Genomic DNA, 23,906 nt, shown 5'->3' with positions numbered 1-23,906 from the left:
CTTCCTAGTTAAATAGGAAAAGGTTATTTTTCATCCGTTTCATTTTCTTGACAATTTTTACAAATCCCATGGAATGTTAAACGATGATCCTTCACCTTAAAGCTCCAGTCATGTTCTACTTTCCTTTCCACTTCACCAAGTAAATCTTCTTGTATTTCTTGTACAGCACCACATTGTGTACAAATCAAATGATGGTGGAAACGCTGCGCACCTTCTTGGCGTAAGTCATAGCGTGAAACACCGTCTCCGAAGTTAATCTTATCGACAACTTTTAACTCAGATAATAGTTCTAAAGTTCGATAGACGGTTGCTAATCCGATCTCTGGCGACTTTTCTTTTACAAGGAGGTAAACATCTTCTGCGCTTAAATGATCTTCTTCATTTTCTAGCAGCACACGAACTGTTGCTTCACGTTGCGGTGTTAATTTGTAGCTCGCTGCATGTAATTGCTTCTTAATTCGTTCAATTCTTTCTTCCATTCGGTACTACTCCCTCCTCGCCACTCTTACACCATTATATCAGAAGAAGGGCTTCTGTCAAAAGAAAAACAATAAAAACAAATTGATAATTATTCTCAAAAAGTATTTATTGTTTATTAATAGCCTCAACGACTTCTTTCATTAAAACTGGTGATGCATAAGCTTCTACACTAGAAGCAAGAGCTAACACTACTCCGATTACAAGAAAGAAGCATGTATAACGAATTAATAATGGTAATAGCGGTTCGGTTATTTTCCGAATAAATTGATGTCTAATCATGCGTAAGGAAAAGCTTGCAGCAATTGTTGTCATAACGAGAAATACTGGAATAATAATGAGATTTTGTGGCAATACAGAAACGAATGCTAATAATAATCCATTCCATCCATGCTGACTTACTAAAAAACCTACTGTAAATCCGACAACTACTCCTTTTACAAATAATAAAATAAAAATAAGTGGCAATCCAATAATTGAAATCCCCAAAATCCAAATAAATCCAATGTATTTTAATTGCGAAAAGTAACTTTCTCGAAACATTTCGCTCGCAACAGCAAATTCTCCTTTAGAAACTTGTCCAAAAAAACGTTGTAAATAAAATGATAAATCTTGTTTTTGATTTAATTGTAAACTATTTACAAGAATGGCCCCAAATATTACTCCCATCAATAATAAAACAGCGTTAAATATATATAATGAAGAGTTTTCCTGTATGTGAGACATTACACGGTCTTGCCAAGTTTTTCTCCACATTTTTCTTCCCTCCGTTCACACTCTTATTAAAAATGTATGAAAGAAAGAAAAAAGTATGACGAATTAACATTGAAATTCCGCTCTACTTTGCTAAACTAAAAAGTAGAGAATAGGAGGGATTTCTCTTGAAACCATTATTATTAGATTTTCCAACATTATTTCAAACTGAACGCTTACAAGTTCGTAAGCCATTTCCAGGTGATGGTGCAGAAGTGTATGAAGCAATCCAAGCTTCTCTAGAAGACTTAGTACCGTGGATGCCAATTAACGCTGAAACAGAAGAAAGTGCTGAAGAAATCGTTCGTAACGCTCACGGGCAGTTTTTACTTCGTGAAACACTTGATTTTCACTTATACGATAAAGTATCTGGTACATTCATCGGAGCTATAACGCTCAAGCCTGAAAACTGGGATATTCCAAAGTTTTCACTTCACTTCTGGCTGCATAGTGCTTATACAAAACAAGGCTATATGACTGAAGCCATTAAAGGTGCCATTCAATTTGCCTTTGATAAGCTAAGTGCTAGAAGAATTGAAATTCGTACTGATGCAACAAATGCAAATGCATGTAACCTAGCAGAACGTTTAGAATTTATTCTAGAAGGTACAATGGAAAATGATTTTATAGCACCAGATGGTAGCTTACGTGATGCACGCGTATACGCAAAAATCAATTAAAAAACACTCGCCTTTGGCGAGTGTTTATTTTTGTAGTTGTAAATATTGTACTGCAAACATCGTCTTCGCATCATGAATACGAAGATCTTTCATAAGAATAATCGCTTCTTCTAACGATACTTCCATCAATTCTACGAATTCATCTTCATCTAACTCGGCTTTATTTTCTTTTTTCGTCAAACCTGTCGCTTTATATACATATAAAATTTCATCTGCAAATCCTGGAGATGTATAGAAAGAAGTAATAAGCTCCATATTTTCACATACATATCCTGTTTCCTCTTCTAATTCACGAACTGCTGTCACCTCAGGTTTTTCACCAGGTTCTAACTTGCCGGCCGGAATTTCTATAATCGCCTTTTCAAGCGCTTTACGATACTGCTCGACAAGCACAATTTTCCCCTCATCAGTAATAGCAATAATAGCAACTGCACCAGGGTGATTTACAATTTCACGTTTACTCATTGCTCCATTTGGTAATACTACATCATCAACACGAACTTTTATAACTCTACCATCAAAAATCGGTTCAGTTTTTACTGTTCTCTCTGCAAGATTACTCATACTACTTCATCTCCCTGTTCTATTTCCTATTCTTTCCTCATACATTTTACCACATTGAAAGGAGCGTGATAGAAATGAAAGTTTATATTTTACCAAATCGCGTCACTTTAGTCGGAAAAGCATGGCAAATTCGCCATAAGCTAAAACAATATGGAAAAGAGTATACAACTGTACAAGAGTGGATTACAGCAAATAAAAAGTAAACGTTTGTCAACCTCTTTTCCCTTGCGTACAATAAAGGTAAGGAGGTTGACCTATGAAAAAACGTCAATTAGGAAACTCAGATTTGTTTGTGACAGAAATGGGACTTGGCTGTATGTCTCTCGGTACATCTGAAACAGAAGCTATGCGTATTATCGATGAAGCAATCGATTTAGGAATCAATTTTTTTGATACAGCGGATTTATATGATTATGGATTAAACGAAGAATTTGTTGGAAAAGCCTTAAAAGGGAAACGAGACCAAATTGTTCTTACAACAAAAGTTGGAAATCGATGGACAGAAGAAAAAAACGGGTGGTCTTGGGATCCTTCTAAAAGTTACATAAAGGCTGAAGTGAAAGAAAGTTTACGTAGACTTCAAACTGATTATATTGATCTTTATCAACTTCACGGCGGGACGATTGAAGATCCAATAGATGAAACAATTGAAGCCTTTGAAGAATTAAAAAAAGAAGGTATTATTCGTCATTACGGTATTTCTTCTATACGTCCAAATGTTATCCGTGAATATGCTAAACGTTCCAATATCGTTAGTGTGCTAATGGAATATAGCCTTTTAAATCGTCGCCCTGAAGAATGGTTCCCACTTCTAAGTGAACATCAAATTAGCATTATTGCTCGTGGGCCACTTGCAAAAGGAATTTTAACTGATAATAATGCAAGAAAGATAGAAAGAGTAAAAGAAAAGAATTATCTTTCTTATTCTTACGATGAATTATATGCGACACTTGCGAATGTAAAAGAAATAATCGGAGAAAGCTCTTTAACAGGAACAGCTATTCAATATTGCTTACATAACGAAACTGTTGCAGCTGTTATACCTGGTGCAAGCTCTATTGGGCAATTGAAAGAAAATGGCCAGGCTAGTAAACAAACACAGTTAACAACAGCTCAATATATACAACTTCAGCAAATTGCTAAATGTGATACTTACGCTTTACATCGTTAAAAAGACGCTACCATACTGGTAGCGTCTTTTTATAGCGTATCATATTTATCCGGATTCGTTCCTACATGTAAATTACGATTTAACGTATTAATTTGAGCCATCTCTTCTTCCGTTAATGAAAAATCAAAGATAGAAAAATTCTCCTTAATGCGAGATGGTGTAACAGATTTAGGAATCGTCACTACCCCGCTCTGAATATCCCATCTTAATATAACTTGCGCAGGTGTTTTTTCATATTTCGTAGCAATGGCCTGAATAATCGGGTTCTCGAATACTTCCCCGCCTCTCATTAATGGGCTCCATGCTTCCATTTGAATTTGCTCACCTTGACAGAAATTACGCAATTCAAATTGCGCTAACATCGGATGAAGTTCCACTTGGTTGACCATCGGCTTCACTTTACAATTTGGTAATAACAGTTCTAAATGATGTTTATGAAAATTTGAAACACCAATTGCGCGCACTTTACCTTCTTCATACAGTTTTTCTAGCGCTCGGTACGTATCGACATACTCCCCTCTTATTGGCCAATGTATTAAATATAAATCTACATAGTCCATTTGTAATTTCTTTAAGCTTTTTTCAAACGCCTCAAGTGTTTCCTCGTATCCTTGATCGTCGTTCCAAACTTTTGTTGTAATAAATATGTCTTCTCTCGGAATCCCTGATTCACGAACCGCTTCTCCGACACCGCTTTCATTTTCATATACAGTTGCTGTATCAATCGAACGATATCCAACTTCTAACGCTGTTTTTACTGCTTGTTTTACTTCATCGCCTTCTTTCGCTTTATAAACGCCTAGACCAATCATCGGCATTTTTACGCCATTATGAAGTGTAGTTGTTGGAATGTGCACAGTCGTCTCCCTTTCATTCTTACATTTTTTATAAGCCACCACTTTATTTCAACAAGATTCAACCAAAAAGTCAAAACATATGTACAGTTTACATAATAATTTTATACACTAAAACTCAAACTCAATTATTCATATTTCCTTCTCTCCATTCTTTCGCTTTTTCATCAACACTACGCACAAACTCATTTTTTCCTTCCGTATATAACGTGCCATCATATGTATATTTTTCGGCTAATTCTTTCTTTAAGGTTGCATATGCCTCTGCTTCTTCACAATGAGCCATCATATAATCACGAAACGCTAAATGCCTTACTATCTCAGGATTTCCTTTTTCAAAAACGTGTAAGTGATACGAGCGTTTTTCCTCAGTTCCATGAATAAAATAACGACGTCTTGAAATACCATTTTCCCCTTTTACGATATAACCAAGCTCTTCAAAACGTTCATTCCAATGATCTACTCTGTCGATACACTCTACTTCCATAATCATATCTATAATTGGTTTAGCTGCCAGTCCTGGCACTGATGTACTTCCAATATGATGGACTTTCACCATTTCTGGCATCGCCGATTTTAATCGTTCGGCCTCTATTTGAAATTTTTCATTCCAATGATTTTCATGCGGAACGACTACAATTTTTCTCATTAAAACTCCCCTTTTCTTACAAGCTCGTCAAAAAAATGATCAGCGGTATGCACTGATCATTTTTTATATTATTTAAAGTCTTTCCAAGTAAGGCTACTTTCACTTAACAGTTCTTCAAATGATTTATTTTTTTCACGTTCTTTTTGTTCTCGGCGCTTTCTTTCCAGTTCAGCTGCCTCTTTTTCTTCTTCTCTCACTTGCAATTCTTTCTTCTTATTCTTTAATTGCTGCATGAGTGAATCATTTAATTGATCGCCTAATGTAAGCGACTCTTTCTCTGGTCTATTCACTTGCGATTGTCTTTGGATTTGTCTTTGTTTCTTTTTCTTCATGCTACTCACCTTTTACTTTTTTCTCCATTATAGTAGATACACAATGAACTCGACAATAAAAAAGGTTCGTTACTCTATTATTTACTTTTTGTAAATATGTTAATTTTTCGAAAAAACTAAATTTTTATATAGATATAATCCTATGAATCTATTAAAATTATGTCGTATGATGTCAGATTATAAAAAAGGAGAATTAAATTATGTGGAAAAAAATCATTCCTGCTGTTGCCGTTTTAAGCACCATTACTTTTTCAAGCGTATTTGCCGCTCCCCCATCCCAGACTCCAGCTGAACAAAACCGCTACGTAGACGTACAAATGCTTGGTATTAATGATTTCCATGGACAACTAGATACTGTTAAAAAAATTAATAACAAAGAAGCTGGTGGCGCTGAGTACTTAGCTACTTATTTAAAAGAACGTAAAAAACAAAACCCTAATACACTTCTCGTACATGCTGGCGATATTGTCGGAGCTAGTCCACCAGTTTCAGCGTTGTTACAAGATGAACCAACAATTGAATTTTTAAATGACTTAAAATTCGATGTTGGTACAATTGGAAACCATGAATTTGATGAAGGTATCGATGAAATGAAACGCCTCATTTACGGTGGATATCACGAGAAAACAGGTAATTTCAAAGGTGCTAACTTCCCTTATGTCGCTGCTAACTTCTATAACAAATCAACTGGTCGCTTATTTTTACCACCATTTACTGTAAAAATGGTAGATGGTGTTCCTGTAGGATTCATTGGCGTTGTTACAACTGATACGCCAAATGTCGTGATGCCTACTATGCTTAAAAATGTACAGATCACTGACGAAGTAGAAGCAATTAATAAATCAACGCAACAATTAAAGCGTCTCGGTGTTAAATCCATCGTCGTCCTTGCCCATGTCGGCGGAACAACTGATGAGTCTGGCGTGACAAATGGAGACCTTACTCGAATTGCAAATGAAACAGACTCGGAAGTTGATGTTATTTTCGGTGGACATAGTCACACGTATGTAAATGGTACTGTAAATAATAAACTAATCGTCCAAGCGAACTCTTATGGAACAGCTTTCTCAGACGTAGATGTAACAATTGATCGTAAAACAAAAGATATTGTAAAGAAAAAAGCTGAAGTGATTACAACATATCATGAAGGTGTGGAACCTGATAAACAAGTAAAACAAAAAATAGATCAATATAAAGAAACAATCGCACCACTTGTAAATGAAGTTGTAGGAAAATCTACAGCACCTATCGACCGTAAACAAAATGATGCTGGTGAATCTACTCTTGGGAATGTAATTGCCGACGCACAGCGTCAAACGATGCAAGCTCAAATCGCACTTATGAATCCTGGTGGCATTCGTAATGACTTAAATGCTGGCGATATTACTTGGGGCGAATTATATGGCATTCAGCCTTTTGGAAACCAATTGATTAAAGTAGATTTAACAGGTCAAGATATTCGCGACATTTTAAATCAACAATGGCAAAAAGGAACAACAAGAATGCTTCAAATTTCAGGTATTCAATATACGTGGGATGCAAATAAACCAAGCGGTGAAAAGGTTACGAATATACGCTTAACAAATGGCGAAGAGTTATCTCCATCTAAAACGTATAGCGTAGTTGCGAATGCTTTCTTAGCTTCTGGCGGTGACGGATTCGTATCATTTAAAAATGGGAAGAATTCAGAAACTGGTCCAAACGACTTTGAAGCGCTAGTCGATTATGTAAAACAATTAAAAGAACCAATTCAGCCAGTTATTGATGGAAGAATTCAAAAGATAAATTAAGTATTTCCCTCATATGCGACCCAGATTTTTATTGTAAAGGATACGCACTTATACTTAATCCACAACATTAGTAAAACCTAAAAAGGATACTCGTTCTTACAATGAACATAGTATCCTTTTCTTTAGTTATCAAAATGTGATGTTTTGTTAAAATCATATTGTTGTAAAAATTGTTGTAACGCCTCTTCTACAAGTTTAGATTTTTGAATTCCTTTCGCTTCTGATATAACGTCTAGTTTTGCTAATATTTCTTTATTAATAGAAAAGGTACGTTTCTTTTTTTCTGTACTTATACTCATAATGGGCACAATTACTTCTTCTCTCTTTCTTAATAACTCATAAATACTTTGTAATTGCTCATAAATTAATAATTGATAATCCGTTGTCGCATATTGAAGGGCTGTCGCTTCTTGGAGTTGTAAGTGACGCGGTTCTTCTCCATCTCCTACAAAAATACGTTTCTTCTGTTCTCCATCATATTCGTATCCAATCAATCTTAATTTCTTTGATAATGTATATGGGCTTATTTCAAGACGTTTTGCTATAATAGCGATGGATTCACGTCTATTTAAGCAATCTATAATTTCTCCAATCGTCACAATTTCCCTCCTCCCGTGTTGAAATGACACTAGTATGGTATGTTACAATGATTTTCTAACAGTATATGCAAAACGAATAGCCTGTGCGATTCATACGATTTCAGAAAAGGAGGATTTCCATATGCTTTTTCGTAGCTATACCCCACAGTTTTATAATGAAAATAAACAACTCATTCCTAATAGTATTGCTACGATGGAAAGCGTTATGATCCATAATCGAAAACAAACTCTCCTTATGCGCGGGCAAAACATAGAGCAGCCAATTTTATTATGCTGTCATGGCGGACCTGGCATGGCACAAATTGGATTTATTCGTCATTTTCAAAAAGAATTGGAGAAACACTTCATCGTTATTAATTGGGATCAGCGCGGGGCAGGTAAATCCTTTTCAATGAAAGATTTCGGAGCAAATTTTACAATCGAACAATTCGTTTCCGATGCAAAAGAAGTGATTCAATATGTACTTAAAAAGTTCAATAAACAGAAACTATTTCTCGCTGGTCATTCTTGGGGAAGCATTATTGGGCTTAACATAGCACATCAATATCCACAGTATATCGAGGCTTACATCGGTATTGGGCAGATTGTACATATGAAACAAAACGAAGAATTGCTATATCAGCATTTAATTCGTTCTGCAAAAAAACATGATCATAAAAAAGCATTAGCGTCCCTTTTGAAATTAGGCAAACCACCATTTTTAGATACAAGACGCCTTATTATTCAAAGAAAGTGGCTTGGCACATTCGGCGGAGCAATCCAAAACGGATCTTCCTTTTCTTTCATACGAAAAGGCTTCTTTTCCCCTGAATATACGCTATTAGATTGGTTCAAGTTTCTCGCAGGAAATTTAAAATCTGGCGTTTTATGGGAAGAAATGTTGACAATCGATTTCTTTTCTTCTATTTCAAGCTTATCTATTCCGGTTTATTTTTGTTCTGGTCGCTATGATTATCAAACTCCTTATGCTCTCGCTCAGGAATATTGTGATGTGATAGAAGCCCCCATAAAAAAAATGATTTGGTTCCCAAATTCAGCACATTCTCCTGATTTAGAAGAACCAGAATTATTCGCCAATTCTTTACAATCAATTAAACAAGAGCTAGCTTTTCAACATTAGTAACAAAAGGCTCTTTTACATTTCATAGAAAACAATTTATAATAATATGTCGCAACTATGTATAAATCTAGCAAAGTGCTTCATATTTACTTGCCTTAACACAATAAAATTTTAGGGAGATTACATTTATTATGAATGCTGTACTCGTCGCAGTAGCAGTTATGCTATTGCTTAGTTTGTTACGTGTCCAGGTCATTGTCGCCATCATTGTTGGAGCTTTAACAGGCGGAATTATCGGTGGACTCGGTATTTCAGAAACTATTAACACTTTTACAACTGGCCTTGGAAACAGTGCTCCAATCGCTTTAAGTTATGCAATGCTTGGCGGTTTCGCTATTTCCCTTTCCAAAACAGGACTTCCAGATGCCATGATTCAAACTGCACTAAAATGGATTGGCAATGAACAAGACACGAAAAAACAAGTTTATTCTAAAATACTTATTTTATTCATCATTTTAACGATGGCTTGTTTCTCACAAAATGTGATTCCTGTTCATATCGCTTTCATCCCTATCTTAATTCCAGCACTTTTAAAAGTATTAAATGAGCTGAAAGTGGATCGCCGACTTGTTACATGTATTATTACATTCGGATTGATTACTCCTTATATGTGGATTCCAGCAGGGTTCGGAAAAATTTATCATGACGTATTGCAAACAAATGCTGCGCAAAGTGGTCTTACATTTGATGTCGCACTTATTCCAAAAGCAATGACTATTCCAGCAATCGGTATGATTATTGGATTATGTGTAGCGGTATTCATTACGTACCGGAAACCTCGTACGTATGAAACAGAACAAGTTCATACTACCGCAATTGAAATCGTTCCCTATACAAAACGTAGCATTACTTTCGGATTGTTATCTATCATAGCCACATTAACTGTTCAATTAGCAACAGAATCAATGATTTTCGGTGCTTTAGCGGGGATTATCGTCTTATCAGTAAGTGGTAGTCTACCTCTTAAAGAAGCAGATGCGATATTAACAAGCGGAATGCGCATGATGTCCTTTATCGGTTTTGTTATGATCGCTGCCGCTGGATTTGGCGCTGTTCTTCGAAAAACAGGACATGTTGAATCTCTTGTGCAAACGAGTGCACATATAATTGGAAATAACAAACCACTCGCTGCATTTCTTATGCTTGTGATTGGACTTCTCGTTACGATGGGAATTGGTTCATCCTTTTCAACCATCCCTATTTTAACAACAATTTTTGTGCCTCTTTGCATGCAGCTTGGATTTAGTCCAATGGCCACAATTGCAATTATCGGTACAGCTGGAGCGCTAGGCGATGCGGGATCTCCAGCATCAGATAGTACACTTGGGCCAACATCCGGTTTAAATGCTGATGGTCAACACCATCATATATGGGATACATGTGTACCAACTTTTCTGCATTATAATATACCGTTACTTATATTCGGCTTTATTACCGCAATTACATTATAAAAGGTGCGTTTTATACGCACCTTTTACTTTTTTATTTTTTCTTTTAATTGTTGTAAAGCTATTTTCCCATTTTCTTCGGCGCAACTTTCAATTTTCATGAGTGACGAGCCTATCCATTCACTGTCTATGCTCCCGTTCGGTCCAATAATTTTCAACTTATCCGGTATACGGATATTGAAATTTTTCGCTGCTTGAATTAACTCAAAAGTAACCTTTTCACTTGAAGTTACAATTCCATCTATATACGGGTAAGTTTGTAAGAATGTAATAAACTGTTTATTCGTATACCCTTGTACACATACTTCTCGATAAGAGATCCCTTCCTCCCAAACAGCGTCTAAAAATCCTGATATGCGCTCTTCCATTTCTTCACTATCTTCTCCCTCATCGAAATAAGCAAGAAATTGACAGCCTTTTTCTTTTAATAAAGAAACCGTTCTTTGTCCACTTTCATAATAATTTGCATGGGATTTTTGTTCATCAATCACAACAAATGGAAGTGGAATTTCTCCTATACTTTTAAAAACGGATCTTGTTAAAATAACACCTGCAACGTTATTTTCCTTCAACATATATATGTATCTATCTTTATTCTCTATATTACAAACAATGATTTGATATCCTTCTTTATATGCTATTTCCTCAATACAATGTAGCAAAGGGATGTTTGATAGGTCATATAGATTATCTACAAGTAATGCAATTATCGTTGAATTCTCTTTAAATAATGGCTTTGCTGCATTATTTGGCCTATAACGTAATTCCCCAATTGCTTCCTTTACTTGTTTTACTGTGTCCTCATGAACGTATCCTTTTTCATTAATAACTCGTGAAACGGTTGCGACTGAAACACCTGCCAATTTTGCAACATCACGTATAGTTGCCACATCGTCACCCCTTAATATGGTAATAGATTACAATTTTACGGTAACCTAAATTACAATATTCGTCAAGGTTAATAACTTATATTTCTGAAAATTGTTACATCAATTTATTAAACGATACTCCAACTGTATTTCATGTAAAATTGGGATGTTATCATATCCGATACGCGGAATTTCTTTCTTTATTTTTCGTGCCTCTTCCACTGCATTCACATATAAATTAGTCATCACAAAATTACGTTTTTGGTAAAAACGTAACGCATTCATATTATCATTTGTTGTTATGAGCCAAACCCGCCCGCACCGTTCTTCTTCTGCAAATTGTAATACACAATCTACAAGTTTCGTCCCTATTCCTTTTCTTTCTTCAAAGCTATCTAACGATACAATTTCACAAATATTTCCGGTCACTTCATACGTTATAATTCCGATTATTCTGTCATCCAAGAGCGCAACAAATCCTGGCAACTCTTCTAACTGATGCCCCTTACCACGTGAAACCATCAATGAACTCCCCCAGTTCTCACACATGAACATTCGGATTGTTTCTTTCATCGCTGGCGTAATTTTTTGTATATACACCATTTCCTATTTCTCCCCTTTTCTATCATTGTGATACAATGTAAGTGTATCACATGTAACGGTATTTGGAGGATGAGGTAAAGTATGAAACGTTTTTTTGCAGCATTGTTTACTATACTAGGTGCGATAACTGCCCTTGGGATTTTCTTTACAAATAAAGTGATGTACTTAAAGAAAAAAACAGAGGAAGAAGTACTCGAAAGAGAAACGAAAAAACATTTTCGTTTAGAGGATTTTGATGCTCTTCATAAAGAAGAAATTCATATTCCTTCGCAATTCGGATATGATCTTCACGGATATTACATTCCTGCTGGTCATTCCAATAAGTTTATGATTTTTTGTCACGGCGTAACTGTAAATAAAATGAACTCTGTAAAATATGCAAGGTTATTTTTAAACAGAGGGTATAATGTCGTTATTTATGATCATCGTCGTCATGGTAAAACTGGTGGAAAAACAACAAGCTATGGATACTATGAAAAACATGATTTAAAATCTGTAGTTGACTGGCTAAAAAGTCGCTTTGGAACAAATATAACACTCGGTATTCATGGTGAATCTATGGGAGCTGCAACACTTCTTCAATACGCAGGACTTGTAGAAGATGGTGCTGATTTCTATATTGCAGATTGTCCTTTTTCTGATTTCTACGGGCAATTACAACACCGTTTAAAGGTTGAATTCCATTTACCTAAATGGCCTTTATTACCTTTAGCAAATGCTTTTTTAAAAGTACGTGACGGTTATACGATTCGCGAAGTTTCACCAATCGATTGTATAAAAAATATTAATAATCCCGTCCTCTTTATTCATAGTAAAGATGATGATTATATTTTAGCTGATATGACGAAATCACTATATGAAGCAAAAGAAAACAATAAACAACTTTATATTGCAGAACGCGGTGCACACGCTTGCTCTTATAACGAAAATAAAGAAGAGTATGAAGCAGCCGTTGATCAATTTTTAAACTCATATGTAAAAGAAACAAAAAACAGGCTTGCATAAGCCTGTTTTTTTATTGCGCTAAAACGTCTGTAACTTGTTCCATATTTACAGAAATCCATTGCATTGCATCATCTAACGTTGGAAATTCTGTCGTTTGAAATGTTACTTCATCTTGAAGTAACCAAACATCCTTTGCCTCTTGCCCTACACCTGCAATGGACCAATGTAACAAACTATATGGATGATTATCATTCAAAAATGATGCCCACGTGCGCTCATTTGCAATGTTTCGTAATGTATGTAATTGTTTATCCATCTCTCGTCACCTTACTCTAGTCAGTTATAAAAAACATTATAACACTCTCTTCTCTCCCAAAGAAAGTGCTCATTTTATATTGTCAAGTACTTCTCTTAATTATATGATGAAATTAAGCGTTTGGGAAGGAGGGATAGCGTTGGCGAAAGTACAAATTAAAGTAAATGATAATGGCTCTTTTCGCGTTACAGGGGACGTGGAATTAGTCGATTCACAAGGGAATGTATTCCCAGCAAAACCGGCATTTTCTTTATGCCGTTGTGGTTTATCAAAAAATATGCCTTATTGTGATGCTTCGCATAAAGGGAAATTCGAGTCTGTCGTTAGAGCACCAGAGGCAGAATAATTTTACATGTGACATGCACATTTTTTTGTGCATGTTTTTTCTTTTCATTAACTCTCGTCCCCCTTTTCCTTACAACATTCCTCGTACTTTTGTCCTCATTCCAACTTACATATATTTCCACACAATTCTTCACATTCGAATATTTTTTTCTAGCCTTTTATTTTTTTTGTGCTATAATTTGAGCAAACAACATCCTTCGGGGTCGGGTGAAATTCCCAACCGGCGGTGATGAAGTGCAAACTTCTAAGTCCGTGACCCGTTTTCAACTCGAAAACGGTGGATCTAGTGAAACTCTAGGGCCGACAGTATAGTCTGGATGGGAGAAGGATATGTTTTCTAGTAATTTTATATAGCGAATACACTTTTATTTCAGTATGCATATTTTTAAAGTTTCGTTTTGAATCTTTATATATGTTTTATTTTGTATACTTATGTTTCTATACTGAAATAAAAAGATACGACTAGCGTTTGAAAAATTCGATATTTTTGCTAGGTTTTTTCCTTATGCAAAAATACCAATCAACGTTAGGTTTCTTTCCTGTACTTTCGTATTCGAACTATATTTCTAGAAATCACGTCTCCCAAACCCCAAGGATATAAAATCCTTGGGGTTTTTTGATTTTTTCAGGAGAGGTGAAGAGAATGACAGATCAAGAATATATGAGGATTGCCCTACAGTTAGCAGAAGGGACATCTGGACAAACAAGTCCAAACCCTATGGTTGGTGCTGTTGTTGTAAAAGAAGGAAACATCGTCGGTATTGGCGCTCATTTACGTGCTGGTGAAGAACACGCAGAAGTTCACGCGCTTCATATGGCTGGTGAAAAAGCAAAAGGAGCTACCGTGTATGTAACACTTGAACCGTGTAGCCATTTTGGAAAAACACCACCTTGCTGTGAATTACTCATCAAAAAAGAAGTTAAGCGCGTTGTAATCGCTACTCTTGATTGTAATCCGCTCGTTTCTGGTAATGGAAAAAGGAGATTAGAAGAAGCTGGAATCGAAGTAACGACTGGTGTTCTTGAAGCGGAAGCAGTTTTACTAAATCGTTTCTTTTTTCACTACATGAAAACGAAGCGTCCATTTGTAACAATAAAAACAGCGATGAGCTTAGATGGAAAAACAGCAACTGTCACGGGTGAAAGTAAGTGGATTACAGGTGAAGAAGCACGAGCTGATGTTCACCAATATCGTCATACACATGATGCGATTCTCGTTGGAGTGAATACAGTTATAGCTGATAATCCGCATTTAACGACAAGAATTCCTAACGGAGGTAAAAATCCTATTCGTGTTATTTTAGATACCCATTTACGAACGCCACCATCTTCTCATGTCATAACAGATGGTTTAGCACCGACATGGATTATTGTCGGTAAGGATGTAAATAAAGAGAAAATAGCTTCTTATGAATCTGAAAATATAGCTATATTCCAAATGAAAACAAAACATATAGAAATCAAAGACCTCCTTTTCTTTCTTGGAGAGAAGCAAATTCTTTCTCTATTCGTTGAAGGTGGTCAAACAGTTCACGCAAGCTTCTTACAAACAAAGCATTTCAATGAAATTATAACTTATATAAGCCCGATATTAATTGGTGGGAATGATGCCCCTACTTTATTTGGTGGAAATGGTTTCGCAGCATTGCAAGATGCACTTTCCTTGGAAATTCAAGAGATGAAACAAATTGGTGATGATATAAAAATCGTTGCGAATGCCCGAAGTGAGGTGACGGAATGTTTACAGGAATTGTAGAAGAATTAGGAACGATTGCAAACATGCAACAAAGCGGAGAAGCGATGAAGTTAACGATCCATGCAAATAATATTTTATCAGATGTTCACTTAGGTGATAGTATCGCGGTTAACGGTATTTGCTTAACTGTAACGAGTTTCACAACAGCTTCATTCACAGTGGATGCAATGCCTGAAACGATGCAATCAACATCACTTCGCATGCTTACACAACACTCTAAAGTAAATTTAGAGCGGGCGATGGCTGCAAACGGACGATTCGGTGGGCATTTCGTTTCAGGACATATTGATGGCATTGGAACGATATTAAACAAAAAACAGCACTATAATGCCGTCTATTACAAAATAGCTATTTCTGATGAATTGCTGCGCTATTGTTTGCATAAAGGTTCCGTTGCTGTTGATGGAACGAGTTTAACAATATTTGATATAGACGAATCTTCCATCACAATCTCACTCATCCCGCACACAGTAAGTGAATCTGTTATCGGAGCAAAGAATGCCGGTGACATCGTAAACATTGAGTGTGACATGATCGGTAAATATATCGAACGCTTTATTTCTAAACCTGTAAAACGAACAGGTTCAATGAGCGAAAGCTTTTTACAAGAAAACGGATTTCTATAAGGGGGAAGCATTATGTTTCATCGTATTGAAGAAGCTCTAGAAGATTTAAAACAAGGAAAAGTCGTTATCGTATGCGATGATGAAAACCGTGAAAATGAAGGCGACTTTATCGCTTTAGCAGAGTATATTACGCCAGAAACGATTAACTTTATGATTACACATGGGCGTGGTCTCGTTTGTGTACCGATTACGGAAGAATACGCAGAACGTCTACAATTAGAACCAATGGTAGCTCATAATACAGATTCGCATCATACTGCATTTACAGTGAGTATTGATCATGTTTCTACAACAACAGGGATTAGCGCTCACGAACGGGCAACTACGATACAAGAATTATTAAACCCTGCATCAAAAGGTGCTGATTTCAATCGTCCTGGACATATCTTTCCATTAATCGCGAAAGAAGGCGGTGTCCTACGCCGAGCTGGTCATACAGAAGCTGCTGTCGATTTAGCCAGACTTTGCGGAGCAGAACCAGCTGGAGTCATTTGCGAGATTATTAATGAGGACGGTACGATGGCACGCGTACCTGATTTACTACAGTGTGCAAAACAATTTGATATAAAAATGATTACAATAGAAGATTTAATTGCTTACCGCCGCCACCATGAAACACTAGTGACGCGAGAAGTGGAAATTACATTGCCTACAGATTTCGGTACTTTCCATGCAATTGGCTATTCTAATTCATTAGATACGAAAGAACATATCGCACTCGTAAAAGGTGATATTTCAACAGGAGAGCCTGTACTTGTACGCGTTCATTCAGAGTGCTTAACAGGAGATGTATTTGGCTCGTGCCGCTGTGATTGCGGACCACAACTCCATGCTGCACTTGCTCAAATTGAGCGTGAAGGAAAAGGCGTTCTTCTCTATATGAGACAAGAAGGACGAGGCATTGGCCTTCTTAATAAGCTTCGCGCTTATAAGTTACAAGAAGAAGGATTCGATACTGTAGAAGCAAACGAAAAACTTGGGTTCCCAGCTGATTTGCGTGATTACGGTATTGGCGCTCAAATTTTAAAAGATTTAGGTTTACAACATTTACGATTATTAACGAATAATCCACGAAAAATTGCTGGCTTACAAGGTTACGATTTAGAAGTAATCGAGCGTGTACCATTGCAAATGCCAACAAAAGAAGAGAATAAAACGTATTTACAAACGAAAGTAAACAAATTAGGACATTTATTAAACTTATAATTAAGGGAGAGGTTTATTATGGTATTCGAAGGTCATTTAGTTGGTACAGGATTAAAAGTTGGGGTTGTTGTTGGACGTTTTAATGAATTTATTACAAGTAAGTTACTCGGCGGAGCTTTAGATGGATTAAAGCGTCACGGTGTAGAAGAAACTGATATCGATGTTGCTTGGGTTCCTGGCGCATTCGAAATTCCTTTAATCGCTAAAAAGATGGCTAATAGCGGAAAGTATGATGCTGTAATTACGTTAGGTACTGTAATTCGTGGTGCTACAACACATTACGATTACGTTTGTAATGAAGTAGCAAAAGGAGTTGCATCTTTATCACTACAAACAGACATCCCAGTTATTTTCGGTGTATTAACGACTGAAACGATCGAGCAAGCGATTGAACGCGCGGGCACGAAAGCAGGTAATAAAGGCTATGAATCCGCCGTTGCTGCGATTGAAATGGCTCATTTATCAAAACAATGGGCATAAAAAATAAAAAAGAGGCTGCGGCCTCTTTTTTATTTTTTTACTTTTTTCCGTACATCTTTTATTAATTCATCCATTGTTTTTCCTTCTGTTTGTATACGAAGCGTTTGTGCTGTTCTCCATACATTCTCTCTTTTCTTCGCTTCTTCTATAATAGTAATTTCTTTTCGCACTTCCTTTAAATCTTTCCCTTCTGTTTTCAATCCAAAATGTTCAGCTTTCGTTCGAAAATGTTGTTCAATTCGTTGTTGCATTTCTTTTTGTTCAGGATTTTCGGCAGCCTTAACTGGATCAGCACTTATTGCTTTTAGTAAAATTAGACAAGTCATAATCGCTAATATATATTTGTGCATGTAAAATCCTCCAACCCAATATAAATTACATATTTACTATGTACAATTGGGGCTTGGAAAATTCGTCCACCAAAATTCTTTTTTTCGCTCAAAAACCAATAGTATCAAGCTTTCAAAACTATTTATTACATTTTATTTACAAAAAAAGCAAACTCTTTTACAAGTTTGCTTTTTATCTATCTTATAATGCACATTCTTCAATCTCAAACCCTAAATCTTCAATCATACCCCAGTCTGCAGTCGGTTCTTGTCCAGCTGTCGTTAAGTAATCTCCAACAAAAATAGAATTTGCTGCAAATAAACCGATTGGCTGCACAGAGCGTAAATTGATTTCACGTCCTCCTGAAATACGAATTTCTTTCGTTGGGTTTACAAAACGCATCATCGCCAGTACTTTTAAACATTCTATCGGCGTTAATTCTTTTTGTCCTTCAAGCGGCGTACCCTTTACAGCAACAAGGAAATTACATGGAATTGAATCTGCATCTATACGTTGTAATTCAAATGCAATTTCAGCACGTTCTTCTATTGTCTCCCCCATTCCAAAAATTGCCCCAGAGCATGGTGAAATGCCTGCTTGTTTCGCTTTTTGAACTGTATCAACACGATCGTCATACGTATGAGTGGAGCAAATACTTTCGTAATTATTTGCATGTGTATTTAAGTTGTGGTTATAACGATGTACACCCGCTTCTGCTAAACGTCCTGCTTGATCTTCGTTTAAGAAACCTAAACAACAACAAATCTTCAAATCTGTCGTTTCACGAATCTCCTTAACTGCTCCAATTACGTGATTCACCTCTTTATCCGTCGGGCGACGACCAGATGCTACAATACAATATGTACCCGCTTTACGGCGAATTGCTTCGTGTGCTCCTTCTACAATCTTTTCCTGCGTTAGCCATGCATATTTATCAATCGGCGCCTCTGAAATAATAGACTGTGAACAATATCCGCAATCTTCAGGACATAATCCAGATTTCGTATTAATAATCATATTCAATTTTACTTTCTTACCAAAGTGATGATGGCGAATGATGTAAGCTGCATTCATAATTTCTAACACTTCTGTATCATCAGCTTCTAATATTGCAATTGCATCCTCTTTCGTAATCATTTTCTCTTCTACTACGTCATGTGCAAGTTTTTTCCAATCCCTTTTTGTTTGTACTTGTTTCATTTCATCTCTTCCCCTCTTTTGTTATATGCATAAATAAAGCATGATACGTCGCCATTATCCCTTCATTTTCCGTGAAGTCTCTTTCGTATATGCGAAGCATCGCACGAAAGAGTGAGGGACTTTGACAATATGATTCTTCATTACTATTGGTCGCTCCTACTTTTCGAATAGAGTGTAGAAACTCCCTAACTTCTGTAAATCTCTCTATGTAACATGTTTCAGAAACATGCACATCCCCTGTTTCTATTTCACACATATGGCGCAACTGATTTTTCGAATAAAAAAGTTGCCCAATCGATGTTTCATTTTGTATATTTTTTTCTTCTTTCGCCCGCTGGAACGAAGCATGCAATTCTTGAAATGTTTCCTGTCCAAACGTTGAAAAGAGTAATATCCCATCTATAGACAAATGATGAAATAAATTTCTTATCACTTGTTTTAAATCATTTAGCCATTGAAATGTGGCATTTGAAATAATGACATCATATGTTTCTTCTAGTCGTAATCTTTCGATATCCTCACAGTAAAACGTTACATTTTTTACATTTTGTCTAGTTTTCGCAACTGCAATCATACTTTCAGCAAAATCAATGGCTGTAATATGTGCTTTCGGAAATAAGTTTGATAATTGCTCTGTAACATATCCTGTTCCGCATCCAAGTTCTAAAATACGTATCGATGAATTTGCACTATATCGCCGATTCAATGTAGAAAGTAATGAATGTGCCATCTTTTTTTGTACATTTGCATATTGATCGTAGGATACAGATGCCGCGTTAAACCGTTTTTGAAGTAACGTTTTGTTGATCATGTCGTATCCCCTCTACAAATTGAATTATCTCATTTCCGCAATATTCGAAATTCGTTACGCATAATGCGTGTCCAGCCTCACTTACTACCTTGAGCGTGGCAGTCTCATTCTCAGCCATACTACGCGCTGCAGACAATGGACAAATTACATCCTGCTCTCCGTGAATAAGTAGTATAGGGACTTTAATTTCTTTCAGTTCTTCTCTCATATCTGCTTCTATTAAATACTCCAAACCTAATTGCAAAGACTGAATAGAATCACCTTTAAAGCGTTTTATCATATCTTCAAACCTTTTATTCTCTTTCAGCTCATCTTTTGTAAACATATTTTCATAAAACCGCTTGAGCGTATCTTCTTTCTTTCTCGCTAAATTCTTTTTCAGCCGTTCTACATGCAGAGTATTCCATCCACTCGTATAATCGCTCGTATTTGTAAATTTGGCAGTACCACCAATTAGTACGATACCTTTTGCCTTAACCTTTTTATGAGCTTGAACTGCTGCTAACGCTCCTAATGACCATCCAACTAAAATTACATTTTCATCTTTTGCTACATCTATTATTCGCCCCGCAAATTCACTTTGTTCTTTCACATTACGCCAATTGATACATTGAACAGAATATCCTTTAAAATACGGCAGAACTAAAGTCCAAACACCTTCTTCCATTCCCCATCCAGGAATAAAAATAACCTTTAGCTCTTTCATACGAAAAACCCCTCTTCTTTACCAATGCGTATAATATGCTGAATAGCCCATTTCAAATCAGCTATTGTATGTTGGGACGTAACTGCAAAACGGACCCGTGAACTATTAACTGGAACCGTTGGTGGACGAATTGCAATTGCTGCAATACCTACCTCTTGCAGCCTTCTACTAAACCGTAAAGCTGCTTCATTTGAACCGACTACAATCGGTACAATATGAGTTGAGCTATTCCCAATATCAAAACCAGCTCCTTGCAAATGTGTCCTAAAATATGCTCCATTCTCTATAAGCCTCTCTCTTCTTTCATTATCTTCTTTCACAATTTCAATTGCTTTTTGCACTGCTCCTAACGTTCCTGGTGGTAAAGCTGTTGTAAAAATAAAGCTTCTCATCATATTTTGTAAATACTCTATATACATTGCATCACCTGTCAAATACGCGCCATAACACCCTAGAGCTTTGCTAAACGTCCCCATATGTATATCAATTTTTTGAGCAATATCTTTTTCTATATGAGACAACCCTGCTCCATCAATTCCATATATTCCACTCGCATGTGCTTCATCGACTATAATGATTGCCCCGTATTTCTCTTTCAGCTCCACTAACTCTCTCAAATACGCAGTATCACCATCCATACTAAAAACAGTATCCGTTACGATTAATTTCTTCTTTTTGGGCGGCGCTGCTTGCAACAGCTTCTCTAAATGATCTAAATCATTATGACGATACCTTTTATGCTCTGCTCCGCTTAATATAATCCCATCAACGATGCTTGCGTGATTTAATTTGTCACTAAACACAATATCGTGACGACAGGCTAATGAAGAAATCACTCCAACATTTGCGGTATATCCACTATTTACAACTAAGGCTTTTTCAGTGCCTTTCCATTCGCATATACTTCTCTCAACCTCTTCATACAGTGAATAATTTCCTACAACGAGCCTTGATGCTGTCGCTCCAGTTCCATATTTTCTTGTGCATGCAATAGCAGCTTCTTTTAACCTCTCATCTCCAGCTAACCCTAAATAATTATTTGACGCTAAATTTAGCATCCTTTTTTCATCTCGAATAAGCCATGTCTCTTCTGCTTGTTCTGTTACATGCAAATTGCGATACTGTCCTTGTTCATTTAATTGTTGCAATTTAGATTGAAGATGTGTGCGCCACGTTTGATTCATTTCGGATGAACTCCTCTAATTTTGAAATCATTATATACTCTTTTGCAGATTCCAAGACTTCTTCTTTTGTAAACGCACCTTCAAAGAATGGTAATAAACCTAAAACCGGTACCCCACTTAGCTCTTCAATCATTTCTTTATTTTCTTGTACTCTTTCCATTTCACATTCTTTGCAGCCGGATAAAATTACACCTGCTACTGTTAAGCCCTGTGCCTTTGCATAAGCAATTGTTAAAACTGTATGATTTACTGTTCCTAATATAGGGCGTGCGACTATAATAAGAGGAAGCTGTAATTCCTTTGCGAAATCAATTACTAAAGCGTCTTCTGTATATGGAACAGCCAGTCCACCTGCTCCTTCTACAAATAGGCTATTAAACTCTTTCAATAGTTCATTATAATGATCCATAATGTCTTTTAAATGTACTACTCTTCCAGCTCTTTTCATGGCAAGTCTCGGAGCAAGAGGTTCTTCAATAGAATAAGGGCAAATTTCATCTTCTTTTGTTGGTACACCCGATAATGCTTTTAACCTTGCTGCATCTCCCTCTGGATTTGATGCAACATGTCCACTTTGCAACGGTTTATATACCCCGATGTTATATCCCAATTCTCTAAATACACCTGCTAATGCACCCGCAACTACAGTTTTCCCCACTTCAGTATCCGTTGCTGTAACAAAAAAACCGCCCATTATTCTCCCTCCGTAACATCCGAGATTGCTTTATACAAAATACGTAACATATCATCAATCTCATCAATTGTAGAAGCAAGAGGAGGCATAAATACAATCGTATTACCGAGTGGTCGCAAAATCATGCCCAGCTCTCTTGAACGTTTACATACTTGAACACCGACTCTCTCTGTCCATTCAAACGCTTCTTTCGTTACTTTATTCTTCACAAGTTCAATTCCAACCATTAACCCGCACTGACGAATATCCCCTACATGTTTATACGCAAAGAGCGATTCTAATTGCGTCGCTACATATTCTGTCTTACTTGCCACTTCTTCTATTAAATTTGTTTTCTCGTATAGCTCTAGATTCGCAATGGCTACCGCACACCCTAACGGATTCCCTGTATAACTATGACCGTGGAAAAATGTTTTTTGTTCTTCATAGTCTCCTAAAAAGGCATTATAAATTTCATCTGTCGTTACGGTGATTGCAACTGGTAAATATCCACCTGTTAAACCTTTTCCGGCTGTTAAAATGTCCGGCGTTACATTTTCATGTTCACATGCAAACATTTTCCCGGTACGCCCAAATCCAGTCGCTACCTCATCTGTAATAAATAAAACATTATATTTTGTACATAAATTACGGAGCCCTCTTAAGTATCCTTTTGGCATTGTAATCATACCGCCAGCACCTTGCATTAAAGGCTCTACAATAATCGCCGCAATTTCTTCATGCTTTTCTTTCAGCAGCTCTTCCATTTCTTCTAAATGTTTTTTCACAATTTCCTCCTTATTATTTCCATAAGGAGAACGATATGTATATGGATACGGCATTTTAATTGCCTCAAATAAAAGTGAACTATACACTTGGTGAAACAAGTCTATCGCTCCTACTGAAACAGCTCCAATTGTATCACCGTGATACGCTTCTTTTAATGTAACAAATCTTTGTTTCTTCGGTTTTCCTTTATGCTGCCAATATTGAAAGGCCATCTTAATTGCAATTTCAACGGCGCTAGAACCGGAGTCTGAATAGAATACTTTCTTCAAACCTTCTGGCACAACTTCAATTATTTTTTCTGCTAATAAAATAGATGGAACGTTAGCAAGTCCTAACATAGTAGAATGGGCAATTTTATTTAATTGCTCACGAATTGCTTCATCTAATTCTGGTACTTGATGTCCGTGAACATTTAACCAAATAGATGAAACACCATCCCAATATTCATTTCCATTTACATCGTATAGCTTTCTTCCCTCTCCACGTTCAATAATGACAGGGTCTTCTTCTAAATAATCTTTCATTTGTGTAAACGGATGCCATACATAAGCTTTATTTTTCTCCGATAATTCTTCATATGTATAAGACGATTTTTCAGTCGTATTACTATTAACAGTCACAATTGTCACC

29 protein-coding genes and 1 riboswitch are annotated in these 23,906 nt (G+C 36.4%); of the genes, 12 read left to right on the top strand and 17 right to left on the bottom strand.

What is annotated here, in order from left to right; all coding sequences use genetic code 11:
* Positions 1 to 23: 23 nt before the first annotated feature.
* Both fur and spoIIM read right to left on the bottom strand, forming a co-directional pair.
* On the bottom strand, positions 24 to 479 hold the full coding sequence (fur, locus tag RBB48_RS02930) for a ferric iron uptake transcriptional regulator (RefSeq protein WP_000392655.1): 456 nt from the start codon (positions 477 to 479) through the stop codon (positions 24 to 26).
* Positions 480 to 585: 106 nt separating this feature from the next.
* A complete protein-coding gene (spoIIM, locus tag RBB48_RS02925) occupies positions 586 to 1,203 on the bottom strand; it encodes a stage II sporulation protein M (protein WP_223261357.1) in 618 nt (205 codons plus the stop codon).
* Between the two features lie 155 nt (positions 1,204 to 1,358).
* Between spoIIM and RBB48_RS02920 the strand changes: the two genes are divergently transcribed.
* On the top strand, positions 1,359 to 1,910 hold the full coding sequence (locus RBB48_RS02920) for a GNAT family N-acetyltransferase (protein ID WP_000803489.1): 552 nt from the start codon (positions 1,359 to 1,361) through the stop codon (positions 1,908 to 1,910).
* A gap of 24 nt (positions 1,911 to 1,934) precedes the next feature.
* Here the strand turns inward: RBB48_RS02920 and RBB48_RS02915 are convergent, their stop codons facing one another.
* A complete protein-coding gene (locus RBB48_RS02915) occupies positions 1,935 to 2,474 on the bottom strand; it encodes an NUDIX domain-containing protein (RefSeq protein WP_000067040.1) in 540 nt (179 codons plus the stop codon).
* A gap of 74 nt (positions 2,475 to 2,548) precedes the next feature.
* On the opposite strand from RBB48_RS02915, the gene mciZ reads away from it, so the two are divergent.
* The gene (mciZ, locus tag RBB48_RS02910; RefSeq protein ID WP_000870295.1) at positions 2,549 to 2,677 is read left to right on the top strand and encodes a Z-ring formation inhibitor MciZ; all 129 of its coding nucleotides are present in this window, start codon (positions 2,549 to 2,551) and stop codon (positions 2,675 to 2,677) included.
* 53 nt (positions 2,678 to 2,730) lie between these two features.
* Positions 2,731 to 3,645, top strand: coding sequence for an aldo/keto reductase (lolS, locus tag RBB48_RS02905; RefSeq protein WP_088064351.1), 915 nt, complete (start codon positions 2,731 to 2,733; stop codon positions 3,643 to 3,645).
* Between the two features lie 29 nt (positions 3,646 to 3,674).
* On the opposite strand, the gene RBB48_RS02900 is transcribed toward lolS, so the two are convergent.
* The 3 genes from RBB48_RS02900 to RBB48_RS02890 all read right to left on the bottom strand — a co-directional run bounded on the left by RBB48_RS02900 (position 3,675) and on the right by RBB48_RS02890 (position 5,480).
* Positions 3,675 to 4,502: an aldo/keto reductase gene (locus tag RBB48_RS02900; protein WP_306007373.1), complete on the bottom strand. Its 828-nt coding sequence runs from the start codon at positions 4,500 to 4,502 to the stop codon at positions 3,675 to 3,677.
* A 121-nt stretch (positions 4,503 to 4,623) separates the two neighbouring features.
* The gene (locus RBB48_RS02895) at positions 4,624 to 5,148 is read right to left on the bottom strand and encodes a GrpB family protein (protein ID WP_001227178.1); all 525 of its coding nucleotides are present in this window, start codon (positions 5,146 to 5,148) and stop codon (positions 4,624 to 4,626) included.
* Between the two features lie 68 nt (positions 5,149 to 5,216).
* Positions 5,217 to 5,480, bottom strand: a complete 264-nt coding sequence (locus RBB48_RS02890) for a YqkE family protein (protein WP_306007372.1) — start codon at positions 5,478 to 5,480, stop codon at positions 5,217 to 5,219.
* A 200-nt stretch (positions 5,481 to 5,680) separates the two neighbouring features.
* Here RBB48_RS02890 and RBB48_RS02885 point away from each other — a divergent pair, with 200 nt between their 5' ends.
* Positions 5,681 to 7,270, top strand: coding sequence for a bifunctional metallophosphatase/5'-nucleotidase (locus RBB48_RS02885; protein WP_306007371.1), 1,590 nt, complete (start codon positions 5,681 to 5,683; stop codon positions 7,268 to 7,270).
* Between the two features lie 122 nt (positions 7,271 to 7,392).
* On the opposite strand, the gene RBB48_RS02880 is transcribed toward RBB48_RS02885, so the two are convergent.
* Positions 7,393 to 7,869 (bottom strand): ribbon-helix-helix domain-containing protein, encoded by a 477-nt coding sequence (locus RBB48_RS02880; RefSeq protein WP_060488345.1) that lies wholly within the window; start codon positions 7,867 to 7,869, stop codon positions 7,393 to 7,395.
* Positions 7,870 to 7,990: 121 nt separating this feature from the next.
* On the opposite strand from RBB48_RS02880, the gene RBB48_RS02875 reads away from it, so the two are divergent.
* A complete protein-coding gene (locus tag RBB48_RS02875) occupies positions 7,991 to 8,989 on the top strand; it encodes an alpha/beta fold hydrolase (protein WP_306007370.1) in 999 nt (332 codons plus the stop codon).
* 131 nt (positions 8,990 to 9,120) lie between these two features.
* Positions 9,121 to 10,440 (top strand): Na+/H+ antiporter family protein, encoded by a 1,320-nt coding sequence (locus tag RBB48_RS02870; protein ID WP_306007369.1) that lies wholly within the window; start codon positions 9,121 to 9,123, stop codon positions 10,438 to 10,440.
* A gap of 23 nt (positions 10,441 to 10,463) precedes the next feature.
* Here RBB48_RS02870 and RBB48_RS02865 read toward each other — a convergent pair whose 3' ends face one another.
* Positions 10,464 to 11,327 (bottom strand): LacI family DNA-binding transcriptional regulator, encoded by an 864-nt coding sequence (locus RBB48_RS02865; protein ID WP_060488343.1) that lies wholly within the window; start codon positions 11,325 to 11,327, stop codon positions 10,464 to 10,466.
* Between the two features lie 99 nt (positions 11,328 to 11,426).
* Positions 11,427 to 11,909, bottom strand: coding sequence for a GNAT family N-acetyltransferase (locus RBB48_RS02860; protein ID WP_060488342.1), 483 nt, complete (start codon positions 11,907 to 11,909; stop codon positions 11,427 to 11,429).
* Positions 11,910 to 11,990: 81 nt separating this feature from the next.
* On the opposite strand from RBB48_RS02860, the gene RBB48_RS02855 reads away from it, so the two are divergent.
* Positions 11,991 to 12,914: an alpha/beta hydrolase gene (locus tag RBB48_RS02855; protein ID WP_000819238.1), complete on the top strand. Its 924-nt coding sequence runs from the start codon at positions 11,991 to 11,993 to the stop codon at positions 12,912 to 12,914.
* Between the two features lie 10 nt (positions 12,915 to 12,924).
* Here RBB48_RS02855 and RBB48_RS02850 read toward each other — a convergent pair whose 3' ends face one another.
* Positions 12,925 to 13,170 carry a DUF2552 family protein gene (locus tag RBB48_RS02850; protein WP_000360794.1) on the bottom strand — a complete coding sequence of 82 codons (246 nt, stop codon included), beginning with the start codon at positions 13,168 to 13,170 and terminating at the stop codon, positions 12,925 to 12,927.
* A 139-nt stretch (positions 13,171 to 13,309) separates the two neighbouring features.
* Here RBB48_RS02850 and RBB48_RS02845 point away from each other — a divergent pair, with 139 nt between their 5' ends.
* The 5 genes from RBB48_RS02845 (at position 13,310) to ribH (ending at position 17,583) form a co-directional block, all read left to right on the top strand.
* Complete coding sequence (locus tag RBB48_RS02845; RefSeq protein ID WP_001151582.1) at positions 13,310 to 13,516, top strand: CDGSH iron-sulfur domain-containing protein; 207 nt, start codon at positions 13,310 to 13,312, stop codon at positions 13,514 to 13,516.
* A gap of 188 nt (positions 13,517 to 13,704) precedes the next feature.
* Positions 13,705 to 13,848, top strand: a riboswitch (FMN riboswitch).
* Positions 13,849 to 14,158: 310 nt separating this feature from the next.
* Positions 14,159 to 15,271 (top strand): bifunctional diaminohydroxyphosphoribosylaminopyrimidine deaminase/5-amino-6-(5-phosphoribosylamino)uracil reductase RibD, encoded by a 1,113-nt coding sequence (gene ribD / locus RBB48_RS02840; RefSeq protein WP_060488341.1) that lies wholly within the window; start codon positions 14,159 to 14,161, stop codon positions 15,269 to 15,271.
* Positions 15,253 to 15,897 carry a riboflavin synthase gene (gene ribE / locus RBB48_RS02835; protein WP_306007368.1) on the top strand — a complete coding sequence of 215 codons (645 nt, stop codon included), beginning with the start codon at positions 15,253 to 15,255 and terminating at the stop codon, positions 15,895 to 15,897. Before ribD ends, ribE begins: the two co-directional genes overlap by 19 nt.
* Positions 15,898 to 15,909: 12 nt before the next feature.
* Positions 15,910 to 17,103 (top strand): bifunctional 3,4-dihydroxy-2-butanone 4-phosphate synthase/GTP cyclohydrolase II, encoded by a 1,194-nt coding sequence (ribBA, locus tag RBB48_RS02830; protein WP_060488339.1) that lies wholly within the window; start codon positions 15,910 to 15,912, stop codon positions 17,101 to 17,103.
* Positions 17,104 to 17,121: 18 nt separating this feature from the next.
* The gene (ribH, locus tag RBB48_RS02825; RefSeq protein WP_000230900.1) at positions 17,122 to 17,583 is read left to right on the top strand and encodes a 6,7-dimethyl-8-ribityllumazine synthase; all 462 of its coding nucleotides are present in this window, start codon (positions 17,122 to 17,124) and stop codon (positions 17,581 to 17,583) included.
* A gap of 29 nt (positions 17,584 to 17,612) precedes the next feature.
* Here ribH and RBB48_RS02820 read toward each other — a convergent pair whose 3' ends face one another.
* The 7 genes from RBB48_RS02820 to bioA form a co-directional block, all read right to left on the bottom strand.
* Positions 17,613 to 17,933, bottom strand: a complete 321-nt coding sequence (locus RBB48_RS02820) for a hypothetical protein (protein ID WP_000549778.1) — start codon at positions 17,931 to 17,933, stop codon at positions 17,613 to 17,615.
* Between the two features lie 181 nt (positions 17,934 to 18,114).
* Positions 18,115 to 19,113, bottom strand: coding sequence for a biotin synthase (bioB, locus tag RBB48_RS02815; RefSeq protein ID WP_000815838.1), 999 nt, complete (start codon positions 19,111 to 19,113; stop codon positions 18,115 to 18,117).
* A 1-nt stretch (position 19,114) separates the two neighbouring features.
* Complete coding sequence (bioC, locus tag RBB48_RS02810) at positions 19,115 to 19,924, bottom strand: malonyl-ACP O-methyltransferase BioC (RefSeq protein ID WP_306007367.1); 810 nt, start codon at positions 19,922 to 19,924, stop codon at positions 19,115 to 19,117.
* Positions 19,890 to 20,630 carry an alpha/beta fold hydrolase gene (locus RBB48_RS02805; RefSeq protein ID WP_087985143.1) on the bottom strand — a complete coding sequence of 247 codons (741 nt, stop codon included), beginning with the start codon at positions 20,628 to 20,630 and terminating at the stop codon, positions 19,890 to 19,892. The genes bioC and RBB48_RS02805 overlap by 35 nt, the downstream gene beginning before the upstream one ends.
* Entirely contained in the window at positions 20,627 to 21,814 is a 1,188-nt protein-coding gene (gene bioF, locus RBB48_RS02800) for an 8-amino-7-oxononanoate synthase (protein WP_097907240.1), read from the bottom strand. The genes RBB48_RS02805 and bioF overlap by 4 nt, the downstream gene beginning before the upstream one ends.
* Positions 21,780 to 22,508, bottom strand: a complete 729-nt coding sequence (gene bioD, locus RBB48_RS02795) for a dethiobiotin synthase (protein WP_098133916.1) — start codon at positions 22,506 to 22,508, stop codon at positions 21,780 to 21,782. Before bioD ends, bioF begins: the two co-directional genes overlap by 35 nt.
* Entirely contained in the window at positions 22,508 to 23,896 is a 1,389-nt protein-coding gene (gene bioA / locus RBB48_RS02790; protein ID WP_088064365.1) for an adenosylmethionine--8-amino-7-oxononanoate transaminase, read from the bottom strand. Before bioA ends, bioD begins: the two co-directional genes overlap by 1 nt.
* Positions 23,897 to 23,906 lie beyond the last annotated feature (10 nt).

This window comes from Bacillus sp. MMSF_3353, assembly GCF_030733445.1.
Classification (GTDB): domain Bacteria; phylum Bacillota; class Bacilli; order Bacillales; family Bacillaceae_G; genus Bacillus_A; species Bacillus_A wiedmannii.
Note: the sequence above shows the minus strand (reverse complement) of the source record. Positions and strands in the feature narration are given on the sequence as shown.

Excerpts from the sequence above, each read along its gene's own strand:
- lolS (WP_088064351.1), top strand. The coding sequence starts at position 2,731 with ATGAAAAAACGTCAATTAGGAAACTCAGATTTGTTTGTGACAGAAATG.
- mciZ (WP_000870295.1), top strand. The coding sequence starts at position 2,549 with ATGAAAGTTTATATTTTACCAAATCGCGTCACTTTAGTCGGAAAAGCA.
- RBB48_RS02820 (WP_000549778.1), bottom strand. The coding sequence starts at position 17,933 with ATGCACAAATATATATTAGCGATTATGACTTGTCTAATTTTACTAAAA.
- spoIIM (WP_223261357.1), bottom strand. The coding sequence starts at position 1,203 with ATGTCTCACATACAGGAAAACTCTTCATTATATATATTTAACGCTGTT.
- bioC (WP_306007367.1), bottom strand. The coding sequence starts at position 19,924 with ATGATCAACAAAACGTTACTTCAAAAACGGTTTAACGCGGCATCTGTA.
- RBB48_RS02860 (WP_060488342.1), bottom strand. The coding sequence starts at position 11,909 with ATGGTGTATATACAAAAAATTACGCCAGCGATGAAAGAAACAATCCGA.
- bioD (WP_098133916.1), bottom strand. The coding sequence starts at position 22,508 with ATGGGCGGTTTTTTTGTTACAGCAACGGATACTGAAGTGGGGAAAACT.
- ribBA (WP_060488339.1), top strand. The coding sequence starts at position 15,910 with ATGTTTCATCGTATTGAAGAAGCTCTAGAAGATTTAAAACAAGGAAAA.
- RBB48_RS02805 (WP_087985143.1), bottom strand. The coding sequence starts at position 20,630 with ATGAAAGAGCTAAAGGTTATTTTTATTCCTGGATGGGGAATGGAAGAA.
- RBB48_RS02895 (WP_001227178.1), bottom strand. The coding sequence starts at position 5,148 with ATGAGAAAAATTGTAGTCGTTCCGCATGAAAATCATTGGAATGAAAAA.
- ribD (WP_060488341.1), top strand. The coding sequence starts at position 14,159 with ATGACAGATCAAGAATATATGAGGATTGCCCTACAGTTAGCAGAAGGG.
- fur (WP_000392655.1), bottom strand. The coding sequence starts at position 479 with ATGGAAGAAAGAATTGAACGAATTAAGAAGCAATTACATGCAGCGAGC.
- ribH (WP_000230900.1), top strand. The coding sequence starts at position 17,122 with ATGGTATTCGAAGGTCATTTAGTTGGTACAGGATTAAAAGTTGGGGTT.
- ribE (WP_306007368.1), top strand. The coding sequence starts at position 15,253 with ATGTTTACAGGAATTGTAGAAGAATTAGGAACGATTGCAAACATGCAA.
- RBB48_RS02870 (WP_306007369.1), top strand. The coding sequence starts at position 9,121 with ATGAATGCTGTACTCGTCGCAGTAGCAGTTATGCTATTGCTTAGTTTG.
- RBB48_RS02890 (WP_306007372.1), bottom strand. The coding sequence starts at position 5,480 with ATGAAGAAAAAGAAACAAAGACAAATCCAAAGACAATCGCAAGTGAAT.
- RBB48_RS02915 (WP_000067040.1), bottom strand. The coding sequence starts at position 2,474 with ATGAGTAATCTTGCAGAGAGAACAGTAAAAACTGAACCGATTTTTGAT.
- RBB48_RS02885 (WP_306007371.1), top strand. The coding sequence starts at position 5,681 with ATGTGGAAAAAAATCATTCCTGCTGTTGCCGTTTTAAGCACCATTACT.
- bioF (WP_097907240.1), bottom strand. The coding sequence starts at position 21,814 with ATGAATCAAACGTGGCGCACACATCTTCAATCTAAATTGCAACAATTA.
- RBB48_RS02855 (WP_000819238.1), top strand. The coding sequence starts at position 11,991 with ATGAAACGTTTTTTTGCAGCATTGTTTACTATACTAGGTGCGATAACT.
- bioB (WP_000815838.1), bottom strand. The coding sequence starts at position 19,113 with ATGAAACAAGTACAAACAAAAAGGGATTGGAAAAAACTTGCACATGAC.
- RBB48_RS02850 (WP_000360794.1), bottom strand. The coding sequence starts at position 13,170 with ATGGATAAACAATTACATACATTACGAAACATTGCAAATGAGCGCACG.
- RBB48_RS02875 (WP_306007370.1), top strand. The coding sequence starts at position 7,991 with ATGCTTTTTCGTAGCTATACCCCACAGTTTTATAATGAAAATAAACAA.